Source organism: Breznakibacter xylanolyticus (genome assembly GCF_003254275.1).
Classification (GTDB): Bacteria; Bacteroidota; Bacteroidia; order Bacteroidales; family Marinilabiliaceae; genus Breznakibacter; species Breznakibacter xylanolyticus.
Genome location: NZ_QKZK01000020.1, coordinates 1 through 13,222 on the forward strand (window position 1 = coordinate 1; position 13,222 = coordinate 13,222).

7 protein-coding genes are annotated in these 13,222 nt (G+C 46.3%); 2 read left to right on the forward strand and 5 right to left on the reverse strand.

Annotated elements, in window-relative coordinates:
• Window positions 1-221: 221 nt before the first annotated feature.
• The gene (locus tag LX69_RS11730; RefSeq protein WP_111446246.1) at window positions 222-548 is read left to right on the forward strand and encodes a hypothetical protein; all 327 of its coding nucleotides are present in this window, start codon (window positions 222-224) and stop codon (window positions 546-548) included.
• 37 nt (window positions 549-585) lie between these two features.
• Here LX69_RS11730 and LX69_RS11735 read toward each other — a convergent pair whose 3' ends face one another.
• From LX69_RS11735 to LX69_RS11750, 4 genes are all read right to left on the reverse strand, one after another.
• On the reverse strand, window positions 586-1,680 hold the full coding sequence (locus LX69_RS11735; protein WP_111446247.1) for a glycosyltransferase family 4 protein: 1,095 nt from the start codon (window positions 1,678-1,680) through the stop codon (window positions 586-588).
• A 167-nt stretch (window positions 1,681-1,847) separates the two neighbouring features.
• Window positions 1,848-3,815, reverse strand: coding sequence for a DNA topoisomerase (ATP-hydrolyzing) subunit B (gene gyrB, locus LX69_RS11740; protein ID WP_111446248.1), 1,968 nt, complete (start codon window positions 3,813-3,815; stop codon window positions 1,848-1,850).
• A gap of 286 nt (window positions 3,816-4,101) precedes the next feature.
• Window positions 4,102-5,847 carry a TonB-dependent receptor gene (locus LX69_RS11745; protein ID WP_111446249.1) on the reverse strand — a complete coding sequence of 582 codons (1,746 nt, stop codon included), beginning with the start codon at window positions 5,845-5,847 and terminating at the stop codon, window positions 4,102-4,104.
• 46 nt (window positions 5,848-5,893) lie between these two features.
• Window positions 5,894-8,908, reverse strand: coding sequence for a tetratricopeptide repeat protein (locus tag LX69_RS11750; protein WP_111446250.1), 3,015 nt, complete (start codon window positions 8,906-8,908; stop codon window positions 5,894-5,896).
• A gap of 688 nt (window positions 8,909-9,596) precedes the next feature.
• Between LX69_RS11750 and LX69_RS11755 the strand changes: the two genes are divergently transcribed.
• The gene (locus tag LX69_RS11755) at window positions 9,597-10,748 is read left to right on the forward strand and encodes a glycosyltransferase (RefSeq protein ID WP_170124361.1); all 1,152 of its coding nucleotides are present in this window, start codon (window positions 9,597-9,599) and stop codon (window positions 10,746-10,748) included.
• Window positions 10,749-10,913: 165 nt separating this feature from the next.
• On the opposite strand, the gene LX69_RS11760 is transcribed toward LX69_RS11755, so the two are convergent.
• On the reverse strand, window positions 10,914-13,124 hold the full coding sequence (locus tag LX69_RS11760; RefSeq protein ID WP_111446252.1) for a bifunctional alpha,alpha-trehalose-phosphate synthase (UDP-forming)/trehalose-phosphatase: 2,211 nt from the start codon (window positions 13,122-13,124) through the stop codon (window positions 10,914-10,916).
• Window positions 13,125-13,222 lie beyond the last annotated feature (98 nt).

Here is a 13,222-nt window from a genome sequence, read left to right on the forward strand (position 1 = left end):
ACGGTAATAACCGCTATAGATTCCCGTTTCGGGGTTGGTGCGCATGGATACTTTGAAATACATGCCCCAAAGTAAACATGTAAACCGCTGATATACAATACCCCCTTGTGTACTACAAATGATTTTTCGAAAATTCAGACACTGATTATCAATGTATTACAAAAGCAAATAGAGCAAAAGAGACTATTTTGAGGTGAAAAAAGGTGTTTTTTTAATGAATTTTGGATGGAAAGCTGCAAGATGGGTTAAATCCTGTTGTTGCCCGAGAGGTTATGCAGGTGCTTGACTGGTGCATGCTTTTATTGCCGGGTAGTGTGATGGATATTGTGCCAGGTGTCAATTTTCCTTCGGCTCAATATTTCACCGATCCCGCGAAAATAAAGGAAATGCATCGATTACAAACCGTTCGTCAAATATTGAGGACGCAGGGCATTGGGTTGAAACTAAAGCTCATATTTCGAGAGATTATTCCCGAAAACGATTATCTGGTGTTTCGCTATGGTGTGGGGGGTGTAAAAGGCGTGTTGAAGCGATGGCTTCGGAGATGAGCATAAAAAAAGTGCCCCTTGACGAGGCACTTTAATATTATAAGCGAGCGGCCGCTCTCATTTTTCTTTTTTTGCGTTCAATCAGGTGTGAGGGGATGTACGAGACAATAATACCCATGATTGCTAATAAAAGGAACAATTTTAATGTCCCCATATTCCTTAGGGCATAAGCCAAAATGATGAATGCAATGTTTACAGCACCAATCACCAGGCTGATTTGCAAGTGGCTCAATCCTAGTGTCAACAGGCGGTGGTGTATGTGGTTTTTGTCGGCTGTGAACGGTGATAATCCCCTGGATAGACGTAAGAAAAATACTCTGAGCGTGTCCATGATGGGAATGACCATGATGCCGGCAGCCACCGCTGGAGCTGAATTCATGGTGAAAATTAAGTTGGCCTGATTTTCAGGTTTGTTGAATTCAATAAAACGAATGGCAGTTACGGCTAATAAAAAGCCAATGATCAAAGAGCCGGTGTCGCCCATGAATATTTTTTGCCGTTTTGAAAAGACATTGTAATACATAAAAGCCATTAACCCGCCGGTGAGTGTGGCACACATGATGGGCATGTGCAACGAGTTGTTTATCTGGAACCAGAATGAAAATGCAATGATGGTGATGATGCCGGTTATGGCAGCCAACCCGTCAACGCCATCAATGAGGTTGTAACCGTTGATGATAAAAACTACAAATACAATTGAAAATATGACACTTCCTAAATAACTGGGCTGTATGCCGAAAAATCCTTGAAAATCGGTGATGCGTATGTCGCCTAAGCCCACAATGATAAAGGCTGCAATTAATTGCCCCATCAGTTTAATCATGGGAGCTGTTACCAATATATCGTCTTTAATACCGATGGCAAAAATGATGAGCAATGCCGGCAACAGATAGGGGATGTGTGAATATTCAATCACATCGATAAAAAAGGAATAAGTGAACGTGAATCCAATGAAAATGGCTAATCCGCCAAGGGTTGGGACGCGTGTTTTGTGGATGGAACGTTTGTTGGGTTCATCAAACAAGTTCTTTGTTTGTGCCACCCGTAAGATGGTGGGAACGGCAAAAAAAACAATGATGAATGAAATTAAAAAGGTTAAGGGAATCAGTAGCTTAATGAGCAATGGTGTCATATTTCTTCTGTGGTTATAATCATGCAAAAATAATATCAATTTGGGTTTTTTGCATCATGTGAGACCATTAATATACCTTCACCTGTATTCTTTGTCGATTAAGATGATTTATGGTATTGAAGGTCAATTAAAAAAGGTGCCCTTGTAAGGCACCTTTATATTGATTATTAAACGTCAATTCGAGCGTAAGTGGCATTTCGTTCAATGAACTCCCGACGTGGCGGTACATCATCGCCCATGAGCATTGAGAAAATGCGGTCGGCCTCGGCGGCACTTTCAATGGTCACCTGACGCAATGTGCGGTTAGCAGGGTTCATGGTGGTGTCCCATAACTGCTCCGCATTCATCTCTCCCAAACCTTTGTATCGTTGAGTGTGAACTGAGTCTTCCTTACCTCCGCCATAAGTGTCAATGAAGTGACGGCGTTGTTGTTCTGTCCAGCAGTATTGTTCCACTTTCCCTTTTTTACAGAGGTAAAGCGGAGGAGTGGCGATGTAAAGATACCCATTGCTCACCAAGTCTTTCATGTAGCGGAACATGAATGTCATGATGAGTGTGTTGATGTGGCGCCCGTCCACATCGGCATCGGTCATGATCACAATTTTGTGGTAACGGAGTTTATCAAGGTTGAGTGCTTTTGAATCTTCGTTGGTTCCAATGGTCACACCTAGGGCTGTGAATATGTTTTTGATTTCATCGCTATCGAATACTCTGTGTTGTAAAGCTTTTTCGACGTTCAGGATTTTACCGCGCAAAGGTAGGATGGCTTGGAAACGACGGTCACGACCTTGTTTGGCTGTACCACCTGCCGAGTCCCCTTCGACCAGAAATATCTCGCATTGGTGAGGGTCGCGTTCCGAGCAGTCCGCCAATTTCCCAGGCAATCCACCGCCGGTCATCACGCTTTTTCGCTGTACCAGTTCACGAGCCTTCCGGGCAGCATGACGTGCTGTTGCTGCAAGAATCACCTTGCTAACAATGGTTTTGGCATCTTTGGGGTTTTCTTCCAAATAATTGCCCAAGGCGATGCTCACCGCCTGATCAACCGAGAGGCTTACGTCGCTGTTACCCAGTTTGGTTTTGGTTTGACCCTCGAACTGTGGTTCTTGAACTTTTACCGAGATGACCGCTGTGAGTCCTTCGCGGAAGTCGTCACCATTGATGTCGAATTTCACTTTGTCGAGCAGCCCCGATTTTTCAGCCCATGTTTTGAGGGTTCGGGTTAAGCCACGGCGAAATCCGGTGAGGTGTGTCCCCCCTTCAATGGTATTGATGTTGTTGACGTACGAGTGGATGTTTTCACTATACGACGTGTTGTAGTGGATGGCTAGTTCCACCGGAATACCACCTTTTTCTGTAGTGATATAGATGGTTTTTTCAATGAGCTTCTCGCGCGATTGATCAATGAATTCTACGAATTCTTCGAGTCCGCGAGTGGAGTGAAAACATTCTGTTTTAGCATTCCCATCAGCATCCTTCTCGCGCAAGTCGGTAAGGATGATCTCGATGTTTTTATTCAAAAATGCCAGCTCGCGCATGCGATTGGCCAAAATGTCATATTTATATGTTGTGGTGGTAAATATTGAATCATCAGGCTTAAAGGTGACGATGGTCCCTGTTTTGTCTGTTGTTCCAATTTCCTTAACGTCGAAAAGGGGCTTTCCAATGGAGAATTCCTGAACGTACATTTTGCCGCCACGGTGTACTTCGGCACGCAACAGGGTTGAAAGTGCATTCACACACGATACCCCCACGCCGTGAAGACCTCCGGATACTTTATAGGAATCTTTGTCGAACTTACCTCCTGCATGAAGCACGGTCATGACCACTTCGAGAGCCGACTTGCCCTCTTTTTCGTGAAAATCGACCGGGATGCCCCGTCCATTGTCGGATACAGTGATGGAGTCATCTTCGTTGATGGTGACATCAATGTGATTGCAATGTCCGGCCAAAGCCTCATCGATGGAGTTGTCAACCACTTCGTACACCAGGTGGTGAAGCCCTTTTTCGCCAATGTCGCCAATGTACATGGCCGGTCGCTTCCGAACGGCTTCCAGGCCTTCGAGCACGGTGATGCTGCTGGCCGAATAGTCTTTTGGTTCAATTAATTTCTCTTGCAAAATGTCGTCGCTCATGGTATCACTTGGTTTTATTGCGAAGGCGTTTTCTCACCTTCAAAAAAGACCTACAAATATAGTAAAATGAACTGTTTAAAGATGGTTTGTCGGAGGCTTTTTATTAACAATTTGTGATCGTTGCTGTGTGTGATGTTGTGGTCTAAATCAGTGCTTGTGGCGTGAGAGATGCTTTTGTGATTTTTTTCGTTGCTTGCTGAGCGGGTTGTGAGTAAGTCAAGCAAAAACAGCCGGAACTGAAGCTTTCAGTTCCGGCTGTGTGGATGAATGTATTGTGTATGATTTGTCAGAAACAGAATGTGGCTCCTGCCATTGCATGGACTTTGTAAGATGGGTAGCCGTACCATTGATAATATTGACGTGCTGCCAGGTTATCGAGCTGAGCCCAAAACGACCAGCTGCGAGTGTAGTCGTAACGGATGCCAATGTTGATGTCGACCATGGCATCGAGGTTTTTCTCAACCGGAATCAATGTGTTGAGTAATGCCTTGCGTTGTCCCACGTAAGTGACGTTGGTTGATATGTGCAGGTCGTCAGTGGCTTTGATGTTGACACCCAAGCCTAAATCGACATTGGGTTTGTGGTACGGATTGGCGAGTGCATCCAGTTCCCATGCGTAATAATTACCCGAAAGCTTCACGCTGAGCATTTTTAGGGGGGTGATGAGCATTTCACCACCCAATTTCAATAGGGAACCATCGTCGTACACCACGCCAAATCGGTTCACGTAATCACGGGTTCCATTGGATACGCGTTCGTAGCTGTTGTTCACAAAGAAGTGTTCATCGTTAAAGATGCTATACTCAACTTTCGCCGAGAAGGATGCAGCACTGCTGAAGTTCCCTTTGATGCCCCCCAGCAGATTCATGCCATAAAAACTGCTCTGGATATTCACGTCGGGTGAGATAAATGGGTTGCTGAATTGCATGGTGGCATAGTCATTTCGGTTGAGTTGACCTGTCATGCCCCCGAACAATGAAACGATGCCTTGTGCCACATCCAGCTGTGCATAGAGGTGGGGAGCAGCGCGCATTTCGTCGTCATCGCGCCCCATTTCGGAGATGAGTAGCAATCCGCCTTCCACATAACCGTTGCCAAAATTGTAGCCCAATCGGGGAAGTGCTTTCACGAGAGATATTTGTCGATCATCAAAGGAATACATTGGCCCAATGGTGTCGGGCGTCGATACTTTGTAGAAATTCATGTCCAGGTCAGCAGCAAAGTAAAGATTTCCGGCAGGGGTGTAAATATGTCCGGCGAGGTCGAGCTGGTTTTGCTTGACGCCTGTTTTGTTTCCAAAGGATGAAAAGTCAATATTGCCATTCCATTGAAAATCGTCGGAGGCCGTTGCGCGATTGTTCAGTCCTAATCCCATCGAAAATTGGGATGTGTATTGTGCGGAATTCACCTTTAGGTCGTTGCCTTTTATCGGGTCGTTGTGATTGGGAATCCAGTAGTTCTGCAACGTATCAAACGTCTCCATGCCATAGTATTCGTAACCTCGGCGCTTGTAGTCGATGTGCGAAGTGAGAGTGGTGCCGGTGAAAAAACGTTTGACATTGGCCCCTACAAATGTTTCGTGTAACGGGGCATCCGCCTCTCGGCTATTCTCGTGGGTTACCTTTCCCCACGATGAGTGCTGCCGCAGGGAGAGCCCAAGTTGGTAATCTTTCGATGCAGGCATGTTGTAATCAATTTCGCCCATCAATGAATTGTTGAGTCCTGCACCGGCTTTAATGCGTGTGTTGGTGACCATGGGTGCCCGTTCGGCATTGAGACGGGCCGGAGAGATGGGGTCAATTTTGCCGGGTGTTTCAATGGGACGGCTCAGGATGCTGTATCGGAATACAGGACGATAGGTGGATGTGTCATCGAGCACGGGCATTTGATCCATTTTGGTGGCGTCGGAGATGGTTGGCGTGTATTCACGTACCACACGCACGTCCTGGTTAATGGTTTGCTGAGCTGTCAGGATGACCGGCAGCAGCAGTGTTATCGTTGTTAGCTTGGATTTTATGATGGATGGTGTCATGGTCTTAGTCTTCGAATATTAATGACTTCATTCAATGTGATGGGCTTCAAAGCGCTTTGATGGCATTGAGACGCTGGGTGGCAATGGCATGGATGTCGTCGTTTTTGCCATCGTAATTTTCCAGAATGCTTTCGAGGTACTGTTGTGCCTGGAAATTCTCGCCGCGTTTCAGATAGATGTCCGACAGCAGGATGAAACTTTTGGCCAGCCAATACTGATGGGGCGTGCCCGTATCGGCCAGTTCAAAGATGACTTTTTCGGCTTCTGCATCGTTTCCGCCATCATAGGCCAGTTGTGCCACAAGGTATTTCGACTCAGCACCTTCGGTGCTTCGTGTGTTGGCCGACAAAAGTTTGAAGTCGTTTAGCGCAGCTGTTTTGTCATTCATGGCAAGGTTGGCCTTGGCTTTGGCAAAACGGGCTTCTCGTTCAATTTCGGGGGCTAATTTTGGCGATGTCAATACTTTGTCGGCAGCAGAGATGATGGCCTCGGTGCGGTTGAGTTTCACCAGGCATCGGAGTTGACCGATGCGGGCTTCGAGCTTATTTTCGGCCATGTCGGCGATGGGTTCCAGCTGTTCGAAACGTTGTAGCGCTTTGTCCGGGCGATTGGCGTTATAGTGAATGCTACCCGAGCGGATAATGGCCTCTTCGGTGTAGAGGTGGCGCGGGGCATCGGCCAAATAGTCGTACGACACCACAGCTTCCTGTGACTGATTTTGTTTCATCAGGCATTCGGCCAGGTAATAATGGGCATCAATGATGTAACGACCATTGGCATAGCTGGTGGTGTAGTTGCGAAGTAGAGGCACCGCCCGGTCGCAATCTTCTTTCATGTACAAGCGTTGTGCACTTTCAAACGTGAGCGAGTCTTTTTCGCTATCGGCAGTTTTAGCCAACCCTTTCACGGTGGCTGTGTATGCAAAATAGCCATCGGGGTCGTTGCGATCCATGTAAATGTTACGGATGCCAAGGAGTGCATCCTGCGCCTCTGCAGTATTGGGGAACTCGTTGACCACGCGCTTGTAAAATGCTAATGAATTATCCAAGTCGCCGCTGTTGTAGTACACCAAACCTAATTGAAGCATGGCTTTGTTGGCGAAGGTGCTTTGTGGAAATTTCTCCTTGACGATTTTATAATGATAAATGGCGTCGTTGAGTTGATTGATGGCCACATACGAACGGCCAATTTCATAATATGCATCGTCCACGTATTGCGAGTTGGGGTACTGAGCGATGAGTTTTTTCAACAGGGTAATTTTTTCGTCATGATTGCGCAACAAACCGTGGCAATAGGCAATTTGATATGATGCGTAATCGGGGCTTACCGATGAAATGTTGGCTGAATATTGATAATAACCAATGGCACCGTTAAAGTCGCGGTTGACATACAAACAGTCGCCGATGCGATTGTAGGCATCGGCCACCATGGCTGATTTTTCACTTCCGGCCTGGCGAGCGTAGTTACGGAACCAGTTGCCGGATTCACTGTAGTTTTTCTCTTTAAAAAAGACATATCCCATGTTGTAATGGGCGGTTTTGTATTCGGGCAGTCGATAGGAAGCTGAATTGAGGATAAAGCTGTTGTAGTCGGTTTTGGCTTTGTCGAGGTAGCCCAGGCGGTAGTAAGCCTCGCCGCGCCAATACATGGCTTTTACCTTCAGGTCTTTGTCGTATTCGCCATTGGCCAGGCTGAGGGTGAAGAAGTCAATGGCGTCTTTAAACTGAAGTGATGTGTAGAGTTCAAGCCCACGATAGTAAGCAATGCGTTGCATGGCCTTGTAGGTGTTGGCGTTCTTCGATTTGATGCTTTTCATCGCATCGAGTGCCTGTTTGTAGTTTTTCGATGTCAGAAAGGCTTTACCGAGGTAGTCGTAGGCCTGGTCGATTTTGCTGCTGTTGGGGAAGGTGTCGATAAATTTGATGAAGCCGTTAATGATTTCATTAAACGGCGAAAAGGCCATCTCGTAATTGAGTTTGAGATGATTGAACATGGCATCTTCCTGAATGCTCTTATCGAAGTCGTATTTGGCCGCCGCCTCAAATGCCACGCGGGCGCGTTTTTTATCATCGATCTGAATGTAACATTCACCCAAGTGGTAATAAGCGTTTTGTGACATCACGTCGTCGGCCGAGGTGACTTTGGAGAGATAATCGGCTGCCTTGTCATAGTTTTTTTGATAGTAATGCGAAAAGCCAAGGTTGTAATAGTCCTCGCGCGAGGGCTTGCGGGTGGCTTGCACTGCCGATTCGAGGTATGGAATGGCTTGCGCATAGTTTTTCTTGGCAAAATAGGCACTCCCCACGATGCGGTTCATATCGGTTTTGCGGTCGCCGGTGGCAGTGGCAATAAGTGGTTCGGCGTAGCTGATGGCCTTGTCATAATCCTTTTGCAAATAATAAATCTGGGCGATGTAAAAAGGGACAATCTTGCTGAATGCCGGCTCTTTTTCGAGTTGGCGAAATCCTTGTAGGGCGGTGTCGTATTTCCCCTTCATGTACATGATGTGAGAATAATAGTACAGGGTTGGGGTTTTCCATTGGGTGTTGGCATCCTTTACTTTCAGGAAATAATTGAGGGAACGGTCGTAATCTTCCTGCATAAAAAGACAATAACCCGATTTAAACCAATAGTCGTAACGGGTTGTTTCGTCCAATGCATTGGCATCCACTTTGGCATAGAGCAGCGATGCCTGCTTGAATTTGCCTGCTTCCTGCATGATTTCACCACTGTGGAAATAGACAAACGGAATTTTATTGCTCTCGGGAAAGTCAATCAGAAATTTGTCGTATAGATATGCCGCGTCACTATTTTTGAGCAGTTGTGCACAACGTGCCTCCATAAAGGCAGCTTCGGGCAGGAGAGGGGAAGGCATGTTGGCGTGCTGGGTGCGCCATTCGTGAAACGCTTGGCGAGCCGATCCGTATTTTTGGTGTTCAAATAATTCTACAGCCCTGGTGTAGGCCGGTTCGGGTGTAGTGTTGCGATAAGTGGATTGTGCAAAGGCAGGTACCTGTAGCATCAGGCAGCTGACCATCAACGGGACCAATAGTTTATGCATGTGTCGATGATAATGGTTTCTCTTTGGGTGAATGACGTGGTTTTCAGAATGTCGGTTCAGGTGTAAAGCGCTCAATGCAATACAATGACCGACAAATCATCAACGTGACGACATTGTTTTTGGTATCTGATTTTGAATCGGGGGCTAAATATAGTAAAAATGGGCTTATATGATTTGATGATGGCCAACGGCAGGGAAGGAGATGGTTGGGATGGATGGCTTATAATGAGATCGTTTGTGCAAAATCAGATTGTTGAATTGTTTTGTTGATTAATTGATTTGTGAAAAACCCAGACGAAGATTCAATAAATGAATAGGCACATCGTTTCTAAATAAAAATGGCTCTATGTCGAATCCTGTGGGTAAACAAAATATGAAAGCACGAAATCAATCAAGGTAACTAAGCCGCCTTCGGAAAATGGCGTTAAAAAAATCATAGGCCTGAGCGTTAAAAAATATGCGCTGTTTGAGCTTGCGAGTTCGCAGATTTTAGCGAAGGCCTATGATTTTTAGCCATTTTACGTCAGCGGCGGCCTTTTTTGCTTACTTTTTGGGGCTGTAGCCAAAAAGTAAGAGCCTGCCCGGCTTGAGGGCACGAAATATTGGCCTAAGTGAATTGATGCTTATGATTACCCATACAAATCAAAATAGAGCCATAAAAATCAACCCAAGCCGTCATGGCTTTATCATGAAAAAGCAGCTTTTTTCCTATTCCATCTCACCTACCCAATCGCCAGACTTTCACTTGCCTCTTGTTCGCATTTGCCTCACAGGCGACATGAACACCGATTACCGTGTTCATAAAACCGCCATGAGCCTGATGTCGATGGGCTATCGGGTCGAATGTGTGACGGCACAGTGTAAGGCCGTTCGGTTACCATCATCAAAACCTTACTCCATCAAGGTGCTGCGGCTAATGTTTCGCAATGGCCCTTTGTTTTATGCCGAGTTTAACCTTCGACTCTGGTGGTATCTGATTTATAACCCCTCACATACCGTTTTGTCCATCGACCTTGATACGCTCACCGGTTGCCGCATGGCCAAATGGCTGGGGCGGTTTCGATTGGTGTTCGACAGTCACGAGTATTTTCCCGAAGTGCCCGAATTGCAGCATCGGCCGGTGGTGAAAAAGGTGTGGCAGTGGTTGGAACGCCATACGATTGGTGGCGTTGACCGGGCATATACCGTATGTGGTTCCATTGCTGATATCTACCAAAAAAAATATGGTGTGCCTTTTCAGGTGGTACGCAACTTGCCGGAATTAAAGTCGATGACGCATGTTCAGCCGGCCATTGTTGATTCTCGTTTTAAGCTTGTTTACCAGGGTGCCATTAATAAAGGGCGTGGAATTGTTGAGACCATTCGTGCGCTGGCTTATCTCGACAATGTTTTACTGGTCATCGTTGGGAGTGGCGATGAAACCGAATTGGTGCAACGCGAGGTGGAACGTGTCGGCGTGCAGCATAAGGTGTTGATGACCGGTCGCATCCCCTTCGACGAGTTGCCCGCCTACACCCTCTCTGCTGATGTGGGATTGTGTCTGCTCGAAAACATCGGACTCAATTATTATTACTCATTGCCCAATCGAATTTTTGATTTTGCCCAAGCCGGCATTCCGGTGTTGGCCAGTAATTTTCCCGAAATCCGTAAAGTGGTTGGTGATATGGGAACCGGATTGTTGCTCGACGATTTGAACCCTGAAACCATTGCCAGGGCTATTGAACAGTTGCGTGGGGATAAAGTGGCTTACCAAATGATGTGCGACAATGCCATCAAGGCATCTCGCGAACTGGTGTGGGAGTGCGATTTGCCTGTTTTGCGCAATGTTTTTAATCGCTAGTTAAAGTTTTTGGTTTTCTTGATTCATTGTATTGCAAAAGTGTCGTTCCGACCAATTTAAGGTTCGAAACGACACTTTTTGTAATGAGGATTCCCGCTGTTATGGTTCTCAATGATGCCGTGCATTACCAATCAGGCAAAACAGAATTCCCGATCAGCGCAAAGCTTAGGTGGTTCCCAAAATTTCGAGCACAGCCCTGACGTGTGCGACGGAGTCGATTTGGTACGACGCATTGGTTCGCGTGTGGCCAACTTTGATGCTGATGGTATTGGCCGGCAATTCTCTAAACATGTATTCATCGGTGTAATCATCCCCAATGGCAATGATGAAGTCGTGGTGACGGTTCCCCAGGAACTGCAATGCGGCGCTTCCTTTATTGATGCCGCCGTTTTTCACCTCTATCACTTTATTTCCTTCCATGATTTCGAGGTTCATGTTTGAGATAAGATGGGTCAGCTCGTCTTTCAGCTCCTTGGCTCTCTTTTCACCTTGTTCGGGTTCTGCCTTGCGGTAGTGCCACACCAATGAGTAGTTTTTTGTTTCGATAAACGTTCCCGGTGTTCGATCCACAAACCCCTCGAGCAACGGGCGGATGCCATCCATCCATTTATTATTCACGACTTGTGGCATTTGCCAGGTTTGCTGACTCCGTTTAATCCACACGCCATGTTCCGCAATCAGGTTGACCGGAATGTTGTCGAACCATTTGCCAAGCGTGTCCTTATCGCGTCCGCTGATGATGGTGACCAGGTTTTTTGGGTTTAGGGTCAGTTGTTTGATGATGTTGAGAACTTGCTGATCGGGTTTGGCTTCCTGTGGCGTTTTGAAAAATGGCATCAGGGTTCCATCGTAATCTAAAAAGATCACCCGTTGTGCGGCCAATCGGTATTTTTCTACAATGGTTTGAACCACAGCAGGAGTTACTCTTCGTGTGTTGTATTCCGATTGCAGGTGTTGAACTTTGTGCATGCTGTTGACAAATTCGGCGGCCCATTTAAACACATCATATCGTTTGATGCGATCTTGCAGGCGTTCCATCCGCTCCTGTTGCTCGTCTGCAGGCATCGAGATGGCTTGCCGGATGGCTTCGGCAATCTCGTTGTCATTATTGGGGTTTACCAGAATGGCTTCGCCCAATTCCTTGGCAGCTCCGGCCATTTCGCTGAGAATAATGCAGCCATCAATGCCGGTACGTGCTGCAACGTATTCTTTTGCCACCAGGTTCATTCCGTCGCGCACTGGGGTGATGAGTGCCACATCACACGCATGGTATAACTCAACCAGGTTTTGGTAGGGCATAGATCGATAGAAATACCAAATGGGGGTGTAATTGATGTCCCCAAACATCCCGTTGATTTTACCCACCAGTTCATCCACCTCTTTTTTGAGTAGCTGATAATGCTCCACTTCGTCACGACTGGGAACGGCCAACATGATGAGTGTCACCTTTTGACGATATTCAGGGTAGTTTTGTAAAAAATTGGCAAATGCCTTGAGCCGATGCGGGATGCCTTTGGTGTAGTCCATCCGGTCGATGGAGAGGATCAGTTTGCGATCGGGTGATTGCAAGATGAAATCTTCAAGTTGCTTGGTGAAATCCGATTTTTCGTTCTCTGATTGTTTGTCCAGATGTCGGGATGACTCGTGGAACTTCATGTAGTCGATGCCCATTGGAAAAGCATCTACCAAAATGAGTCGATCGGGGGCGTTGATGTGGTTGAGCGTAATGTCGTAGCCAATCAATCGGCGCACGCAACTGAAAAAGTGGCGTTCGTAATCGAAGGTGTGAAAGCCAATCAAATCAGCCCCTAACAGGCCATTAAGGATTTCCATACGCCAGGGCAGGAGTCGAAAGACTTCAAATGATGGAAACGGAATGTGAAGGAAAAAGCCAATGGTAACCGATGGTTTGGTTTCTTTGATCATTTGTGGAACCAGCAGTAAATGATAATCGTGTATCCATATATAATCGTCGTCTCCAATGATCGAGAGTGCTGCATCGGCAAATTTTCGGTTGACGTTCACGTACGATTCCCAATCGGCTGCATCATATTCAGCATATTGTGTGAAGTAGTGAAACAAAGGCCAGATGGTTTTGTTACAAAATCCTTCGTAATAATGTAAGGTTTCGTTGTGAGTCAGATGTACCGGGATGCACTTTTCTTCTTTGAGCATGGCATTCATCTCCAGTAGCTGTTCTGTGGTGCATGTGTCGAGTTCCACACCGGGCCATCCGATCCACGACCCTTCAAATTGTCCGTAAACGGACTTCATGCCGGTGGCTAATCCTCCCACACTGGGGATTAATTCAATTTTTTCATCATTTTTTTTTACGCTAAATGGCAATCGGTTTGAAAGGATATGGAGTTTGGTCATTTGAAATGAGTTTATAATGGTGTTATGTTAATATTCGTGGGGCGAATCTGCCCTTTTTATATGTGATTAAGTCTGTTTTTTCGAGGCTGAAAGCAGGT

Excerpts from the sequence above, each read along its gene's own strand:
- LX69_RS11755 (WP_170124361.1), top strand. The coding sequence starts at position 9,597 with ATGAAAAAGCAGCTTTTTTCCTATTCCATCTCACCTACCCAATCGCCA.
- LX69_RS11750 (WP_111446250.1), bottom strand. The coding sequence starts at position 8,908 with ATGCATAAACTATTGGTCCCGTTGATGGTCAGCTGCCTGATGCTACAG.
- LX69_RS11745 (WP_111446249.1), bottom strand. The coding sequence starts at position 5,847 with ATGACACCATCCATCATAAAATCCAAGCTAACAACGATAACACTGCTG.
- LX69_RS11735 (WP_111446247.1), bottom strand. The coding sequence starts at position 1,680 with ATGACACCATTGCTCATTAAGCTACTGATTCCCTTAACCTTTTTAATT.
- gyrB (WP_111446248.1), bottom strand. The coding sequence starts at position 3,815 with ATGAGCGACGACATTTTGCAAGAGAAATTAATTGAACCAAAAGACTAT.
- LX69_RS11760 (WP_111446252.1), bottom strand. The coding sequence starts at position 13,124 with ATGACCAAACTCCATATCCTTTCAAACCGATTGCCATTTAGCGTAAAA.